The 17,993-nt window shown below is 57.5% G+C and carries 10 protein-coding genes; 7 read left to right on the top strand and 3 right to left on the bottom strand.

Features of this window, described 5'->3' with window-relative positions; all coding sequences use genetic code 11:
• Positions 1-43: 43 nt before the first annotated feature.
• Both GSQ80_RS22090 and GSQ80_RS22085 read right to left on the bottom strand, forming a co-directional pair.
• Complete coding sequence (locus GSQ80_RS22090; RefSeq protein WP_158789786.1) at positions 44-3,895, bottom strand: TonB-dependent receptor; 3,852 nt, start codon at positions 3,893-3,895, stop codon at positions 44-46.
• 282 nt (positions 3,896-4,177) lie between these two features.
• A complete protein-coding gene (locus tag GSQ80_RS22085; RefSeq protein ID WP_158789785.1) occupies positions 4,178-5,197 on the bottom strand; it encodes a LacI family DNA-binding transcriptional regulator in 1,020 nt (339 codons plus the stop codon).
• Positions 5,198-5,490: 293 nt separating this feature from the next.
• On the opposite strand from GSQ80_RS22085, the gene GSQ80_RS22080 reads away from it, so the two are divergent.
• From GSQ80_RS22080 to GSQ80_RS22065, 4 genes are all read left to right on the top strand, one after another.
• Positions 5,491-6,732, top strand: coding sequence for a glycoside hydrolase family 28 protein (locus GSQ80_RS22080; RefSeq protein ID WP_254059855.1), 1,242 nt, complete (start codon positions 5,491-5,493; stop codon positions 6,730-6,732).
• A 135-nt stretch (positions 6,733-6,867) separates the two neighbouring features.
• On the top strand, positions 6,868-8,136 hold the full coding sequence (locus tag GSQ80_RS22075; protein ID WP_158789784.1) for a tagaturonate epimerase family protein: 1,269 nt from the start codon (positions 6,868-6,870) through the stop codon (positions 8,134-8,136).
• A 61-nt stretch (positions 8,137-8,197) separates the two neighbouring features.
• Positions 8,198-9,328: a pectinesterase family protein gene (locus tag GSQ80_RS22070; RefSeq protein ID WP_158789783.1), complete on the top strand. Its 1,131-nt coding sequence runs from the start codon at positions 8,198-8,200 to the stop codon at positions 9,326-9,328.
• Between the two features lie 95 nt (positions 9,329-9,423).
• A complete protein-coding gene (locus GSQ80_RS22065) occupies positions 9,424-10,842 on the top strand; it encodes a glycoside hydrolase family 28 protein (RefSeq protein ID WP_158789782.1) in 1,419 nt (472 codons plus the stop codon).
• 96 nt (positions 10,843-10,938) lie between these two features.
• Here GSQ80_RS22065 and GSQ80_RS22060 read toward each other — a convergent pair whose 3' ends face one another.
• Positions 10,939-12,552: a TIGR03435 family protein gene (locus GSQ80_RS22060; RefSeq protein ID WP_158789781.1), complete on the bottom strand. Its 1,614-nt coding sequence runs from the start codon at positions 12,550-12,552 to the stop codon at positions 10,939-10,941.
• A 282-nt stretch (positions 12,553-12,834) separates the two neighbouring features.
• On the opposite strand from GSQ80_RS22060, the gene GSQ80_RS22055 reads away from it, so the two are divergent.
• The 3 genes from GSQ80_RS22055 (at position 12,835) to GSQ80_RS22045 (ending at position 17,992) form a co-directional block, all read left to right on the top strand.
• Entirely contained in the window at positions 12,835-13,791 is a 957-nt protein-coding gene (locus GSQ80_RS22055) for a TIGR03435 family protein (protein ID WP_158789780.1), read from the top strand.
• A gap of 245 nt (positions 13,792-14,036) precedes the next feature.
• Entirely contained in the window at positions 14,037-14,885 is an 849-nt protein-coding gene (locus GSQ80_RS22050) for a TIGR03435 family protein (protein ID WP_158789779.1), read from the top strand.
• Positions 14,886-14,944: 59 nt separating this feature from the next.
• On the top strand, positions 14,945-17,992 hold the full coding sequence (locus GSQ80_RS22045; protein ID WP_254059854.1) for a carboxypeptidase regulatory-like domain-containing protein: 3,048 nt from the start codon (positions 14,945-14,947) through the stop codon (positions 17,990-17,992).
• Position 17,993 lies beyond the last annotated feature (1 nt).

The raw sequence follows: 17,993 nt of genomic DNA, 5'->3' as shown, positions 1-17,993 counted from the left end.
CGAAACTCATGGAGCTTCGCGCCGCTTTCATGTTGAGGTTGAGTTAGAAGTTGATGTGGCCCGCGAACTGAAACTGCCGCGGGTTATTTGCCTGACCCGCTACCGTACCCAGACTTGCCGACCCGACCGAACTGCCGATCGAGCCGTCAGCCGTGCTGGCCGGGCTTCCAAACCAAACATGGTTGACCGCGTTGAATACCGAGGCATCAAAGACGAACTTGACGCGCCCACCCTTCCAGATACTGAAAGTCCTGCGTATGCTGGCATCGATGTCGTAGTTGCCAGGTCCGCGAAGTCCATCTGGAGCCGTGCGTGCTACGTTACCGATGTAGGGTGCGGGAACCTCCACAAAGGCGGCTGGGTTGATGTATTGAATCGACGCCAAAGTCGTACGAGTGGCGCCCTGTCCCCACTTGCCGTGCTGACGCGCCGAGCCGGTGAAGCCTGGAGCGTAGCCTGGCATGCAGGTTCCCTGTCCGGTTAGGCCTGTGCAGGCAGCACCGGTCAGCGCGATCGGATTGCCCGAGACAACCGTGAGGATGCCGGAGAAACGCCAGTCACTTCCGATGGCGCGTACGAAGGCGTTGCCCGAGCCGATGCCGTTCTTGCCGAACGGCAGATCGTAGTTGGCGGTAAGAACCAGGTTCTGCGGTTGATCCTGGGTGCTGAGCGAACGCTCGATGCGGTCGATCGCCCAGGCTTTGCCGTTGTTGAACAGCACGCCGGCCGGAATAGCGTACCCGGTGCGGAAGGTACCCACATCGTCGATCGACTTGCTCCAGGTGTAGCTAAGCATGAAGCTGAAGCCATGGCTAAAGCGCTGCTGAACGAAGACTTGCAATGCGTTGTAGTTGGAGTTGCCGACCGCGGGGAGCTGATCCACCAGGCCGGAGTACTGCGGGAAGGCAGTAAGTGCGCGGCCTACCGTGTATCCCTGGGCGGCCGTACCGTTGAAGCTCGCATAAGGCAGTGAGGTTCCCGCAGGCATATTCGTCGCGGCAGCGGAGCCGAGCACCGTTGTGCCGAGCGAGAGCCATTTCGGATCGAGTTGATCGCTCCAGTAGCCACGCGGGCTGCCCGTCGGCACCAGGAAGTGGCCCTGGTTGCCTACGTAGCTGATCGTCGCCGTCATATCCTTCGTAACAAGAATCTGGTAGCCAAGCGACCATCCCTCGAACGTCGGCGTGCGTCCACCGTAGAACGGATCAAGATAGGCAGGGCTCGAGGAGACTTTGTAGGGCGAGACAGCGTTGGTGGAGTAGTAGGTTGCGTAGGAGGGGTTGAAGACCGGCGGCGCAGCAATCGTGCTGGTTCCAAATGCCGTGTTGGCTAGGCCCGCGCCGGTGAAGTACGGGCTGTTGTTGAGATAGAAGGCCGGAAGCGATAGTCCCTCGCTGGTCGGATTAGGCGATGCAGCATAGCCCAGCTCCATGTTGCTTGAAGGCAGTGTTGTCTGGCCGCCGGAGGTACCGCCACCGTGGCCATAGTAGATGCCATACGAGCCACGCAGCACGACGCCCGGGTTAATCTGCCAGGCAAAACCCAGACGCGGACCGTAGTCTTTGTAATAGGTCTGCAGCGGTGTGGTGCAATGGCAACTGTCTGTTCCACTGCCGGCGAACTGGAGTATGCCCGGCGAGCCGGTGACGGGGTTGGAGGCCGTCGGGTTCAGGAACGAGAAGCGGTCTTCAGATTCGCGGAAGGGTGGCATGACATCCCAGCGCAGACCGATGTTCACGGTTAGCTTGGGAGTTACCTGCCAGTCGTCATTGGCATACAAGGCAAAGGGACGGTAGCGCGATCCGGTTTCCTGCGCAATCGGCGCGTACTCCGTGTAGGTACCAGAGTCCACTGCGCCGAGCAGGTAGCTTGCGTAGGGAAGGCCAGTGTTGGACTTCGCCGTTGCCGAAGAGCCGCTCACCTGCGCCGTCTCGTTCAGACCGAAGTTCAGTGTGGCTAAGGTACTGCCGGTGTCGGCATAGAGGTAGTTGTACTCCATCCACTCAACCTGGCCGCCGAAGGTGAAGGCGTGACGTCCCTTGATCCACTGCATGTTGTCGAGCACCGTAAAGGCATTGGTATTGCCCACGTAGCCGGTCTGCGGTCCCCATGGAGCAAACGCCTGTGGGCCGCCGGAGAACTTCTCGTAAGGAAAGCTGCCCGAAGCCTGGCCGGCGGGAAGGTTGGTGATGCCAGCTGCCGTGGCGGCGAACTCGGGGATTCCAAACGTCGGGTTGTTGTCCGGCGAGTGATACTGTGCCGCGCCGTACTTGAACTGGTTGACGAGGTTGTTCTTGAGAACGTACGTATCCTCCAGGATCACAACCTTCGAGATCGGCGAATAATTCTTGGCATACAGATACGGCAGCGGCGCTACGTTTGTTGTCTGGCTGCCCGCAGGACCGATGAGACCCTGGCGGCCCATGGCAAAGATCACGTTCACCTTATGCTTGTCATTGATGTCAAAGTCAAGGCGATCCGCCGTGGACCAGTTGTTGAGACCCCAGGCGTACGAGCCATAATAGTTGTTGGTGAGGTTCGAGTTGCTTGGCGCCGGCATGAACTTCTGCAGATACTCCGCAATGGGCGAAAGCTCGTTCTGAGGAATGACGTTGGCGATTACAGGGCCTGTACCGCAACCGGCGCTCGTATAGCTTGCACCCATGAACTGTTTGCGCGAGTAGTTAGTACCGGTCTCGGTCTGCGTGGTGGGATCATATATGGGTTGTCCGACGGCGGAGAAGTCGCCGCACAGCTCTGCGGGCGTCGGGATGGTCTGCACCTGGGATTTGGTCAGTGTTGAGTAGCGGAATCCTGCGTAACTGCCAAAGAAGAAGATCTTGTTCTTCCAGATCGGTAGGCCCAGGGTCATGCCATACTCGTTCATGTGTTCTGGGGGTTTGTAATACGCGCCGGCAAGCTTCGGATCGGGATAGTTCGCCGGGTACTGTGCGGGGATGAAGCCTGCAGAGTCGAGTGCCGTGTTGCGGAAGATGTCGTAGACGCTGCCATGAATCTGGTTGGTGCCGACCTTCATGGTAAAGTTTTCAACGCCGACGCCCTGGTACTCGGGAGAGTAGCCGGTTGTCTTGAGCTGGAACTGATTGATCGTCTCCACAGAGAAGGCCGGCCAGATGAAGCGCGGATCGCCAGCCGTCGAAGCCGACTCCAGCGGAACGCCTTCGACGTACATGGTCGTGCCACTCGAATAGCCGTTCACCACCATCGGCTCATCCGATTCGTTGTTCTTGATCTCGTTGTTTGTCGCGCCCGGCATCATGATGGCGTAGTCGGTCACGCGCCGCTGATCGGTGCTGACCCCATTCGCGCCGCCCATCTCGAGCGGGAGGGACGTGTAGGCCTCGTGCTCCATGGTGGCTCCGAGGGTCGCGTTTTCCGTCTCCAGCGGGGGAGGTGACGTGGTCACAGTCACCGTTACGTCGGCCGCGCCCGTTTGCAGCCCAGCGTCGAGCGGCAGCACCTGCATGCCGTTCAGCTCAAGCTTTTCGCGCAACAACGTCTTAAATCCTTTGGCGCTGATCTTCACCGTGTACTCGCCCACGTCGAGCGGCGAGATGTTGTAACGGCCGTCGGAGTTGCTGGTGCGAACCATCTCTGCACCCGTGGCGACATTCCGTGCCGTAATGTTAGCGCCCGCAATCACAGCTCCGGTGGAATCAGTAACCGTTCCCTCGATCGTCCCCGAGCCACCGATCTGCGCTCGCGCTACCGCAGGCAGCAGGAGCATCAACACCGCACAAACGGAATAGGCTCGGCGCAGCCCGGTTGGCCAGGATCGGAGGCTTCTTTCTCCGCACTCTGGACTGACTAGCGTCTCTTGCCGCTCTTGTATTAGTCCTACCACGTCATCTTCAAGCTTATCGATCTTTGGCATTGCGCTGGCTTCCACTTTCGTTCGGAGTTCACCATGTTTCGGCGACGTTATAAGTTCCTGGGATTCTCTATCTGTTCAGTAGCGGCTGTTAATGATGACGTTTCGGACGCCACGAGTCTGCATTTCGGATAATCTGGCAACGTGGCCAAATGATCAGCCGAATAGTAGACGCAACAATCAGCGATCGTCAACAGCTAAATTTTAATGGGGGAAGATTAGCTCGCAGGCGTCGACGCTAAGCCCAATAACCTCTCGCCATGCGAGTGGAGACGGGGGGAAGGACTACAGACTTCTGGAAGAAGCCGATTTACATCCGCAGGAAGATCGAATCATCATATTGCCGGCGACTACTACGTGAACCGGCTTCTCCTTAGAGCCTGATGTACGCCCTAGCAGCTGCTGAAATGCAAGCCGCGCAAACTGCTCCGAAGGCTGCGCCAGCGTCGTCAGCGGGGGATGGATGAAGTTTGCGAACTCCATATCGTCTATTCCAATAAACCCGATTTTGCTCAGCGCGATGTGGCATTCGCGCAAAGTCGAAAGGACCGCAAGCGTGACCGAATAGCTCATCGAGAGGATGGCTGTCGCCGGTTCACGTTTTCTCTGCAAGGCTGCGCACAGCTCCTTCCGGAGCTGCTCCGATTCATGCCAGACGATCGTCTCCGCGTGCTTCCCCGCCGTTTCCATCGCCTCTTTGTATCCATTGAAGCGGCTCTGCAGCGGCTGCAACTTGTACGGTGCGTTCACGGCGACGATGTGAGAATGCCGATGGCCCAGTAGGTGCTCGGTTGCCTCACGTGCCGCTCTGTAGTTGTCCAGGAGCACCGAATCGACCGCACTGCCGAGGGAGCGGTCAAATGCTACGACCGGTGTATTGCCAAGCAGAGCGCGCACCTGTGCAACGTTGGTCTCTGCGGCCGGGACCATGATGATTCCATCCACCTGCGAGCGCTTGAGCGACGCCAGTTGCTCCTGCTGCAGCTTCGCTTCCTCTTGGTGAGTAAGCAGCATCACCGTAAAGCCGTTGATTCTAGCTTCGGTCTGAATCGTACGAAGGGCGTTGCCGAAGAACACATTATTGACATGCGGAAACAACACACCGAGTGTCTGGGTTCTGCCAACTCTAAGGCTGCGAGCCAGGGTATTTGGCTCATATCCCAGCTGTGCAATCGCAATCTCGATCCGTCTTGCAACTTCCGGGCTAACCGACTTGCCCCCTCGCACATGCCGTGAGACAGTCGATGCCCCGACGTTCGCCGCGTGCGCCACGTCGATGATGGTAGGACGTTTCGTCTCTTTCATGCTGAACGATACTAACAGCCTGCGGGGATTCGGGTACACTTACAAACCTTCCCATGCATCCGCCATTGCCTTGACGTGGATTATTTCGATTGCTAATATCGGCTGGGTCCGGCAACGTTGCCAGACTCGTGACCCGACATCGATACCCGAGCGTTCTTTCGATACCTGCTCGGCATGATGAAGCGACGCGCGATCTGACAAGCACCCTGGTTCGCCGTGCGTACAAGCTTTGAGTTGAGTCGCGTTTGATTGGAGAAATGCGGAATCGTTGCAGCGACTTTTGTTGAGGAGAGATGATGATGAAACCGATGCTGAGAAATGCGTTGCTGATAGCCGCTGGTGTGGGATTCGCGGGCAATGCGTGCGCTGCAAAGGTTTGCGCTGTGCGACAGTATGGAGCGAAGGGGGATGGCGCTACCAACGATTCAATCGCAATCCAGAAGGCGATTGATGATTGCAGCGGAACGCATCAAGGGATTGTGTCGCTGGACGGTAGGGTCGTGTACGTATCGTCACCGCTGATTTTGAAGAGCCATATGACGCTGCGGATTGCGGAAGGCACGACGTTGGCGGGCAGCGCAGATCATGCTGATTATCCTGACAAGGAGGAGTTCAAGGACAAGGGTAAGCAGGCGCTGTTGACGGCAACAAACGCTGAGGACGTGACGATCGACGGCATGGGCGTGATCGATGGAAGAGGCGAGTCGTGGTGGGATAAGCCGCATGATCCGCGGCCTCGACTAATCGTGTTCGATCACTGCAAGCATGTTCACATGAGTGGGGTGACGGTGGAGAACTCGCCGATGTGGCAGATTGTCCCGTACTACTCGGACGACATGACCTTTACGAATATGAAGGTACTGGCGCCGCAGAGTTCGCATAATACGGATGGCATCGATCCGTTTTCGTCCTCGAATATTGTTATCGACCACCTAACGATTGATACGGGTGACGATAACGTAGCGATCAAGAGTGGGCAGCCGGATTCTCCTGGGCCTGATGCGCCGTCGCGTCATATCGTGATCACGGACTGCACGTTTCTGCATGGACATGGGCTTTCGATTGGGAGCGAGATTGCGGGCGGCGTGCAGGATGTTCGGGCAGAACGAATACATTTCAAGGGTACGGACCAAGGTGTGCGGGTGAAGTCGAATCGTGATCGCGGGAATGCCGCGATCGGTCACTTTGTCTTTCGAGATATCACCATGGAAGACGTTCGGACGCCCATCCTTATCAGCGAGTTTTATCCCAAGGTGCCGGACACGATCAGCGAGGAGAAGGTTACTCGACTAACTCCAATGTTTGACGACATCACGATTGAAAACGTGACGGCAACAGGTGCTCGTCAGGCGGCACTGATTGTGGGACTGCCGGAATCGCGAATTCGCAATCTGAAGTTAATCCACGTTCATCTTTATGGAGAAATGGGCGCGATTGTGCAGTACGCGGATGTAAGCGCAACCGATTTTACGGTGACAGCGGCGCACGGTGCGAATGTACAGATTGGTGCCGGCGTACGCGGAAACCTGAAGTAAGGACGAAACGATGATGAACTCGGAACAGCGGTCGTGACGGGTAGTGTGATGCGGTTTCGTTCCATTTGACGCGCAAGCATCGTTGAAAGGCAGTACAGAGCAATCGCCGCACGTGGCGCGGCGGAGGAGAACGACATGAACCAAAACCTGACACTTCCGCTATTTTCGATCGGAGTGGGAGACCGTTTTGGAATGCAGGCGAAGGCGCAGTTGCAAGCATGCGTTCTAGCGCTGGATGCCGGAGTGGAAGTGGTGCCGGTTTGGAACAAGTCCAATCGCGAGCACGTGATTATCGGCTCGGAGCCACGCGCGGCGCGGGTTGCTGCGGATATAGCGGTGAAGGATTTGAAGTGGACCAGGCCTTACTTTGTGGATGGAGACCATATTCAGTTGAAGACGGTTGGGCGATTTATTGAACCCTGCGATTTCTTCACATTGGACGTCGCAGACATGATTGGTCAGCCGGCCCACGCGATGGACGTCGACGCGTTTATTGCACGCCATGGTGAATTGACCGGCAGGGTGTTGATCCCGAATGTGGATGCGCCGTTCGAGGTGGATCGGGAGTATCTGCGGAGCGTGGCAAATAACTTTCTGGCGGCGGTGAAGGAGGCTGGCAGGATCTATCGCGCAATTGAGGAGAGCAAAGGCGAGGGACGATTTGTTGCCGAGATTTCGATGGACGAGACCAATGCTGCACAGACGCCGGTTGAGTTGCTGGCAGTGCTCGCAATGATTGCGGATGAAGGGATTCCGATTCAGACGATTGCGCCGAAGTTTACCGGTCGATTCAACAAGGGCGTGGATTACGTTGGCGACGTGCCTACGTTTGCACGCGAATTCAGGGAAGATATAGCGGCAATTGCCTATGCGGTAGAGAGATATCATCTGCCCACGAACTTGAAGCTGAGCGTGCATTCGGGTTCGGACAAATTCTCGATTTATAAGGTGATCCATGAGGCTGTGCAGAGTTCGGGTGCGGGTGTGCATTTGAAGACGGCTGGAACGACCTGGTTGGAAGAGCTGATTGGATTGGCGGAGTCAGGGGGCGATGGCCTCGCGGCGGCGAAGGAGATTTATGCGGAAGCCTTTGCGCACGCCGATGAGTTGACCGCACCGTATGCAACGGTCATCGACATCGATCGTTCGGCATTACCGTGGCCGGACGAAGTGAACGGCTGGAGTAGCGACGAGTTTACCGGTGCGCTGCGACATGACGGAACGAATCCGGCGTATAACCCTAGTTTTCGGCAACTATTACACGTTGGTTTCAAGGTGGCGGCAAAGATGGGGCCGCGATACCTTGACGCACTCAGGGAAAACGAAGCGATTGTGGCGCGGAATGTGACGACGAACTTATTTGAGCGACACATAAGGCCTGTTTTTCTGGGGGAAGCGCGGTGATCGCAGCGCCGATGGGGTTAGCAGACCGGGGAAGGCGACGATTGAGACGACAGGAGAAGCCATGCTCATCTGCACGATGGTTCGCCGCTATGGCGCACTAGGCCTTCTTACGAGTGGGTTATTCCTTGCAATCGGGTTGCACTGCAAGGCTCAAGCACCGATGCCATCCGTTTTTCGCGTTGCCGCCGACGGCTCGGCGCAGTACAAAACGGTCCAGGCGGCGGTCGATGCCGTTCCTCCTACAGGTGGGACAGTTCTCATTGCCCCCGGTATCTATCGCGAGCAGGTGATCATCAATCAGTCCCACGTGACGCTGCGCGGAACGGGGGCAAACCCAGCGGAGACGATCCTGGTCGACGACACCAGCCAAGGGACGCGGGGCACCAAGCCGAGCTACGCAACCGTTCATGTGCTCGGCAGCGACTTCCATGCCTTCAACCTCACATTTCAGAACGACTTCAACCGCACGCACGAACAGGCGTTCGCTGGATCCCAGGCGCAGGCGCTTAACCTGGAAGGCGACCGAAACATTCTCGGCCACGTCAGCATCCTTGCGAACCAGGACACGCTCTACATCGGCGCTCGCGGTTGTGGTCAGACAGGAAGCCGGAGGACACCGGCTCCCAACTCAACATCTTCCCCGTCGATTGCGCAACCCGCCCCACTCGCTACCGAGACACCCTGTACGCCGGTGCCCACACGCAGTTACTTTACGCACTGTGTCATTGCCGGGAACGTCGACTTCATCTATGGTGACGGCAACGCTGTCTTCAATAAATGCGAGATCCGCAGTACGCTACATGTCGCAGGCGGCTACCTCACGGCGCAGGGCAAGTATCTACCCAATCAACAGTCCACATTCGTCTTCAACCATTGCCGCCTGACCGCCGAACCTGGGGAGGCCCATGTCTATCTTGGTCGACCCTGGCGCCCATACGCGTCCGTGGTCTTCCTCCACACCGAGATGGGAGCCCACATCGAACCAGCGGGCTGGCGCGAGTGGCATCCCGGCGAGACTCATAATCTCGACACGGTCTTCTACGCCGAATACAAGTCAAGTGGCCCCGGTGCCAACCCGACTGCTCGCGATCCGCATTCTCATCAGCTAACGGCCGCGCAGGCCAAGCGGTTCGAGACGAAAATTTTCCTGGCTGGCACAGACGGCTGGGATCCAATCAAGGAAGCGAAGTGACCGCCTACTGCTGCAGTGGCAACCAGCGGCGTTGGCTGGACCCGTTCTCACGCTCTTCAACTCCGCTTAGCACCACAAAGCACGAAGGAGCAGGCATGCAACGATACTCATCGACCCTGGTGGTACTGGCGTTCTGTTTGTCACCAGCCGCAGCGGCGCAGGATACACGCACGGTTACGGAACCAGTGATTCCAACCTTCTGCACCAAACTTGACGCTCACCTCACCTCGATCAGCGACAGCACCTACAACACGCTGTCAGCGGCCGACGAAAGCAAGCTCGATACAGATCGGATTCAGAAAGCCATCGACAGCTGCGGAAAAGGAAAAGCCGTTGTCCTCCAGGCTCAGGGTAGGTTCAACGCATTTGTAAGTGGCCCGCTTGAGCTTCGCGAAGGAGTGACCCTTGTAGTGGATAAGGGCGCCACTCTCTTCGAGACGCTCGACCCCAAGGTATTGGAGATCTCTCCAGGCAGCTGCGGGATTGTCAGCAAAGATCCCGGGCGAGGATGTAAGCCTTTGATCACGGTGAGCCATGTGTCGCGTGCCGGCATCATGGGCGATGGAGTTATTGATGGAAGAGGTGGCCAGCATATTCTCGGCACAACCACGTCTGCGTGGGACCTTGGCGAACAGGCTCTCAAAGACAATGCCGGCCAGAAGGTCAGCCGCCTGATCGTTACCGACCATGCCGACAACTTTACCCTTTACCGCATTACACTGAGAAACTCGCCTAACTTTCACGTTTCCTACAACGCAGGCGATGGTTTCACCGTGTGGGGCGTCAAGATCGACACCGTGCAACGTATCGCGAATACTCTTCATCCTCTCTCACGAAATACCGACGGCATCGATCCGGGGAATGGCTCGAAAAATATCACCATCACCCGCTCCTTCTTTAGAGAAGGAGACGACAACGTGGCCATCAAGGGGGGCCCCGGCGGCGTCACCAACATGACCGTGATTCACAACCACTTTTACTGGGGACACGGTATGTCTATCGGCTCCGAGACGATGGAAGGAGTCAGTAAGATTCGCGTCACGGACCTCACCTTGGACGGCACCGACTCGGGCATCCGCATCAAGTCCATGGGTACAAAAGGCGGCCTGGTGCACGACGTCGTCTACGACGGCATCTGCATTCGGAACTCAGGCCGCCCGCTCGATATCACCGCTGCCTACGCGGCAAATGGTCCAGTCAAGGGAAACTCCCCCCCCACCTTCCGCGACATCACGCTGCGTAACGTGAGCATCTCTGGAGGCGGCAAGATCCTCTTCGATGGCTACGATCATGACCATCGCGCGCAGGTTAACCTCGACGGAGTCTTCCTTACGGACAGTATGGCCCCGGATACGCCGTACACCTACACCTTCGACAATGCGGACGTCGTCTTCGGCCCGGGTGGAAGCAATCTCCAGCTTCCCGCTGGCACCGACGCAACCATCTCCGGTTCGCCAACCAAAGGAACTCCCTACTCCTGCGTCGATCGATTCGTTCCCTTCCCCACGGATTAGCATGTGGAGAAACGTCGGAGTTTCAGTTGCTCATGCATCGGCGGGAGTTGTGCTATTCCCGACCGATTGGACCGTTTGAAATCCCTGAAGAGTGCTCTAGTTTGCCGTAGGAGTTTCCTCGATATGGTCGATCACAAGGACCGGGTAGGGGCGCTTGCTCTTTTCTAATTTGAGGCCTAGCTGCCTGCTGATCGCGTCGAAGACGGAGAGGGCGCCATTGGGATCGGCGCTGTTGGGATCGGACTTGTTAGCAGGGCCGCCGGTATCGGGAAGGATTCTATCGGCGGAGCTGAAGCTAAGAGTGAAGTCATAGGATCCGTTGATGCCAGTGCCGTCGACGACGGGATTGTAGATATAGCCGTTGGCTACGTGTTGGAGCTCGTCGCCAATCTGGGCGATGGTCATATTCTGGCAGGTGAGGAGCCGGTTGAGGATGGGACTCGCAATCCGAGGGTCTTTGCCATCAGGGCCTGGGCCCTCCTTGCATCGGGTGCGCTCGGTCGGGTCGAGAGTGGGCGTGAGTTTGGGCTTGACTGCGATCAGCGTGTAGGCGGTGACTGGGCGATCCTCCATGTGCCACTTCATCTGAAACCGTTCGGTGATCATGGCCCGAAGCATACTGCGGAGTGCTTCGTAGTTGATCATGCTACCGGAGGAGAATTTATCAACGGGAACATTGGATCCAGCCTTGGCAAGGATGTCGAACTTAGTGGTGTCGAGCCATTTGGGCGCGTTGACGATGCTCTCTTTGTTGTTCGGATTGAGGTCCCAGCCGAAGGTGATGAGAAACATGAGGGGGATCGCGCGGGTCTCGATGCGGTCACCGGTGATGCGGCCATACCCCTGCTCATCGGGGGCACTGGGTTTGATGACGGTGACCTCGAAGGGAACAGGGGCCCACTCGGGAAGTGCCTCGGCGATATTGGGCGCGTTCGGGGTGGGAGTTTCGTCAACGCTCGCAACCTGGAAGACGGGGCGAGGCGCGGTTTTGAGTTCCAGCTTGAGACCTAACTGCTTGTCTACAGCGGCGAAGATGGGGATGCCGTCGGCACCCTGCTTTTCAAGCTGGCCGCGGCCGGTCCACTTGATGGTGAAGTTCCAGGTTCCGGCGAGATTGGTTTCATCAACAACAGGTTGATCGAGATATCCGCCAGCGAAATCATGGAGAGTTTCGGCAAGAGCAGCCATGGTGAGGTTCTTGCAGTTGATGGTGATATAGGAAGGAGCGCCAGGGGAAGGGTTCGGCGGTGGAGGCAGAGGGACGCAGGAGCCTTCGCCGGGGTCATCCGACTGGGTCATCTTGGGCTTTCCCGGGCCGGCGGAAAGGATGTAGGTCGGCATAGGAGCCGTGCCGGTTTTGACGACGAGGTGAAAACGGTTGACGAGCAGTGTACGAAGCATGAGCTTGACGTCGTCCGATGTGGTGTTGGGAGGGACTTTGGCGCGGATGTCGTAGCGATCGCGCTCGAGCCAGGTGGGACCTCCGTGCACGTTGGCTGCATCGACCCCGTAGGCGGTGGCGATGAGATCGATCATGGTGGCCTGGGTGAGGAAGTAGCGGTCGCCCTGGATGGAGTTGCCATGCATGAACGGGTTGGACGTGAATGGGCTGGTATGGACGTCGGCGATGACGAAGGACTTGGAGACGACCGCGGTCTGGGCCATCGACGAGACTGAAAGAAGCGCGAAGAAGACAAAGGCTGCTCGCATGGAAACCTCAGCGGTGAAGCAAAATAGAGACTGAATGCTACAGGGCCGAACGCGTGAGTGGAGCTGGCTAACATTGCCTCGGGTAAAAGTGGTGTTAAGTATAAGCGGGGTTTTCGGCGACTTGGGGATAGACGCTGTGGGACTGGATTCGTCTTGAGAAATGTCCTTCTGTTAAGTGATTGGCCTAAATCGCCGAAGCTCCGACCAGGTTGTCCCCGCGGCAAGTTCGTAGCCTCCGGCGGCGCAAACGCTGAAACCCCAGGGTCTGTGCGGCGGGGATTTATGGAACTGCTGCGTGCCGTCCGGCGTATCGGTGGCATGCACGCTTCGTGGAGCAAGAGTCTGGTGTTGATTGCCGCGGTATGGGTGGCCGTTGCTATGCCTTCGGAGGTGTTGGCGCAGAATCCTGCTGTGTCGGGTTCGGTGGTTGCGCCAATGGTCGGTGCGGATGGGAAGCCGCTGGCGTTTGCGGCGGCTTCGGTGCGGAGAAATGTGTCAGGGACCGAATCCTGCGATGCAGACCATCTTTACCTGACGGGCGATGCGTTTCGGATGACGCGCTGTCCACTGATCGTTGCGTTGTTTATGGCGTATGTCCCCGCGGACGGTGCATTCATGGGATTTTCGACCGACGGACGGGTGGTGGGCGTGCCGGACTGGATGAAGTCGGAACTATATGACATCGACGCGCGGGTCGATGAGGCGGATATGGCCGTTTGGAAGGATCCGGCGAAGCAAAAAGAGATGATGCATGCGATGCTGCAATTGCTGCTGAAGGATCGGTGCAAGTTGGCCGTGCATCGCGAGATGCCGGAGAGGCCGGTGTATGTGCTGGTGGTGGGGAAGAATGGGCCGAAGTTCCAGGAAGCGAAGTCGGTTGAGTCGGCGACGATTTTGAAGGAGCATCCCAACGCTGGTGCGGTGCCTGGGGGCGGGGGCATGTTTTCTATGGGGGCGAATGGGAGCGTGGATTTTTATGCGACTCCGATAAGTTCGCTGGCTGTGGTGCTGTCGAACAAAACGGGGCGAGTGGTGGTGGACAAAACCGGATTGACCGGCAGATACGATATCAAGCTGGAGATGCAGCAGCCGGGAGCGGCCGCTGCAGACGGCACACAGAATCCGGAGGCTTCGATTTTTACGATCGTGCAGGAGCAGCTTGGGTTGAGGTTGGAGTCGGCGAAGGAGCCGGTGGAGACACTGGTGATCGATCATGTCGAGCGGCCTGCAGAAAATTAGGAATGCGGGGTTTATGAACTTGAAAAGCGGGTTCAAAATCAAGGGGGTAAGCCTGTTTGCGCGAGGCTATTCGGCTTGCTCCCGCTGTCCCCTGCGGCTGGTAGAGAGGGCGGCAAAGCTAATTCGCATCGGGATTCAAGATAGTCAACTGGAACACCGATTTTGGTTTCTTTTAGTGCTCCAGTAGAAACTTCGCCACTTCCGCTTCGTCTGACAGGTATCGCAACAGGAGGCAGCTCGGTTTTATGCGCAGGCGACTGATTTGGCATGGGCATGTCATCTCACTTGGCAGTGCCGCGATCTGGATGGGGCTGCTCGCGATTCCGCGTCTGCAGGCGCAGGGGCCTGCATTGGCGCCGACAGCGGGTGTCAAGGTGCCCAGCTACGATGTGGTCTCGATCAAGCCCGACCACACGGACAACGGGCGCGTCAGCATTGACATCGATGATGGCAACTTCGATGCCTTGAACGTCTCGCTTAAGACAATGATCCTTAGCGCGTACAGCCTGAAGGAGGCCCAACTATTCGGCCTACCGAAATGGGGCGACACCGCGCACTTCGATATCAAGGCAAAGATTATCGATCCCGACAAAAAACAACTCGAGGCGTTGACACCGGAAGAGTTCACGTCGATGCAGCAACCGATCCTCGCCGACAGGTTCCAGCTGAAGTTCCATCGTGAGAGGAAGGTTCTGCCCGTCTACGAGCTCGTAACGATCAAGGGGGGACCGAAGTTCAAGGAGATTACCCCTATCGAACAAAAAAGCGATGCAGGGGTGAATGGGGTTCGGGCCGGCGGCATGAGCGTTCATAACCGCAATCTGGTTGCCACCGGTGTACCGGTAACGCGGCTGGCTGACCAGCTTTCGGCTCAGTTGAAACGGGTCGTCGTCGATAAGACGAGCCTCGCCGGCAACTATAACTTTCAATTGAGCTGGTCTCCGGACGATGCAGGACCGCCCTCACCTGACGTTGCGGCGCCTCCCGACATCTTTACCGCTCTCGAAGAACAGCTTGGTCTGAAACTGCAACCAGGCAAGGAAGAGATGGATACGTTTGTGATTGATTCCGTTGAATACCCTTCGGAGAACTGAGAGAAGAAAGATACGAAGACGATTCAACGAATCCTTGAAGTTTGGAGAACGATCAGCACATGATGGAATCGATGTCACGGCGGTGGGCTAAGGGCTATCGTTCCATCCTTTTCGCGCTTGCCATCCTCTCACTCTCGAGCATCGCCCAAGCGTCAGAAAATCACGGACAAGTTACGTTCAACGGCTCACCAGTGCCGGGCGCTACGATCACTGCCACACAAGGCTCCAGCGTGTTCATTGCGATCTCCAATGAAGACGGTAGTTACGAATTTCCAGACCTCCCTGACGGCACATGGAAGATCACGATCTCGATGACCGACTTCGCAACCGTCGAACAAGTCATCTCCGTCTCACCAAGTACGCCCGCGATCAAATGGGAGTTGAAACTACTTCCGCTTGCCGAAATCCTCGCCCACGCCACGCCGTTGAAGGCAGGAGCAACCACCTCAGTCACAGCAAGTCTCCCCGAAGCGCCGGCAAAGACTTCGGCGAACAAACCCGCCGAGCCCGCTGAGGTGCCCAAGCCATCCGAAGCAACCTCGCAGCAAGCCGCCGACGGTTTTCTAGTCAACGGCAGCGTCAATAATGCAGCGACTTCACAATTCAGCCTGGCATCCGCCTTCGGCAATACCCGCAAGGGCTATGGTGCTCTTTATACTGGCGGCATCTCCTTAATCTTCGGCAACTCGGCGCTGGATGCCAGACCGTTCTCGGTAAGTGGCCTGGTTGAACCCAAGCAGGGCTACAGCACGATCACCGGTGTCGTGACCTTCGGGGGGCCACTTAATATTCCGCATCTGATGCCACGCGGCCCCAATTTCTTTGTCGTCTACGAGTGGATCCGGAACAGCACCGCGACCAGCGTTCCGGGGCTGGTACCCACCGAGGCTCAACGCAACGGCGATCTGTCCACCGGCGTCATCGATCCGGTCGATCCAGTCGCGCAAAATCTGCTGCAGCTCTATCCGCTGCCCAATGTCGCTGGAAACTCCCAGTACAATTACCAGATTCCCGTCCTCAATAACTCCCATCAGGACGCCATGCAGATCCACCTTGATAAGTCCATTGGCCACAAAGACCAGGTCTATGGAGTCTTCGCATTCCAAAGCATCCGCGCTGATAACACCAACCTTTTCGGCTTTCTCGATACCACCGACACGCTGGGCTTCAACACCACCATCAATTGGCAGCACCGCCTGAACCACGAGATCTATCTCAACACTGGCTTCCAATTCAGCCGATTGAGGACCCAGGTCGTTCCCTTCTTCGCCAATCGCATCAATGTATCCCTGGAGGCTGGCGTAACAGGCAATCTTCAGGACCCATCCGACTGGGGACCTCCCACACTCACCTTCTCCAGCGGCATCGCCAGTCTCACCGACGCGAACAGCTCCTTTGATCGCAATCGCACAGACGGAGTCTCCGAATCCGCACAGTATTACCGTGGGCGCCACAACATCACAGTGGGTGGCGATTTCCGGAGGCAGGAATTCAACTACCTCTCCCAGCAGAACCCTAGAGGCAACTTCACGTTTACGGGCGCAGCGACCGGTGTCTCCGACTTGGCCGATTTCCTCGAGGGCATCCCCGATACCAGCCAGATCGCCTACGGCAATGCCAGTAAATACTTCCGGCAATCGGTGTACGACCTCTACGCGACCGACGACTGGAGAGTTCGACCGGAACTTACCATCAACGCCGGCGTTCGTTGGGAGTACGGTGCGCCCATCACAGAACTATATGGGCGCATTGTGAACCTCGATATCGCTCCAGGCTTTACCGCCGTCGCACCGGTCCTCGGCAGCGACCCCAAGAGTCCGATCACCAACGAGCAGTATCCAACTTCGCTCATACGTCCCGACAAGCTGGGGATCGAGCCAAGAATAGGACTCTCCTGGCGCCCAATTCCCGGATCATCCGTAGTGGTTCGCGCCGGATACGGTATCTATGACGACACCTCGGTCTACCAGAACACAGCCCTGCAGATGGCCCAGCAGGAACCGCTCTCTACCAGCGTGAGTGTGCAAACAGGCCCTGACTGTCCCCAGACACTCGCCAGCGGATTCAATCCCTGTTCTTCGATCACCCCATACTTGTTCGCAGTCAATCCGAACTTTCGCGTCGGCTATGCGCAGACGTGGCAGCTCTCGGTGCAGCGTGATCTACCCGCATCCCTGCAGATGACCGTGACCTACCTCGGCATCAAGGGAACACGCGGAGTCCAGCAGTTTCTACCCCAAACCTATCCAATCGGCGCAACCGATCTCTGCCCCCTCTGTCCCACAGGCTACGTGTATCAAACCTCGGGCGGCGACTCGACCCGTGAATCTGGAAGCATCCAACTGCGCCGCAGACTGCGTGCTGGCTTCACTGCAAACCTGCAATACACTTACTCGAAGTCGATTGACGACGATGCCACGCTCGGAGGCCAGGGACCAGTGCCGGCCGGCGGGGTCGCGCCCACCGTACCGGCGGCAACCATCGCGCAGAACTGGCTGGACCTGCGAGCCGAACGCGGTCTCTCCACTTTCGACCAGCGTAATCTCTTGAACGCCCAGATCCAATACACCACCGGCATGGGAATCGGTGGCGGAACACTTCTTGGAGGTTGGCGAGGGAAATTCTTTAAGGAGTGGACCGCCGCTGCTACCATCGTGGCCGGCAGCGGTTTGCCACAGACGCCCATCTATCTGGCAGCGGTGAACGGCACCGGCGTCACGGGCAGCATTCGTCCTGACCGAGCGAGCGGCTCCATCTACGCCGGCTCCAATGGGCACTTCCTGAACCCGTCAGCCTTCGCCGCGCCCCTGCCCGGCCAGTGGGGAACCGCAGGTCGAGACTCCATCACTGGGCCAGGACAATTCACCTTCAACGCCTCGCTGTCGCGTACCTTCCGCGTCGGAAAACGCTACAACCTCGATATACGAGTTGACTCCCTCAATCTGCTCAATCACGTCGTCTATTCCAGCTGGAACACGACGCTCAATCCCATCACCAATCCGGGACCAGACTCGGTCTTCACGCCTGAGCTGAATCCACTTTTTGGTCTGCCGGCAGCAGCCAACGCGATGCGCAGCCTGCAAGTCACTGCGCGACTGAGGTTCTAAC

Source organism: Granulicella sp. L46 (genome assembly GCF_009765785.1).
GTDB lineage: Bacteria > Acidobacteriota > Terriglobia > Terriglobales > Acidobacteriaceae > Granulicella.
The sequence above is the reverse complement of the archived record's forward strand: the minus strand, read 5'-3'. Positions and strand labels throughout refer to the sequence as shown.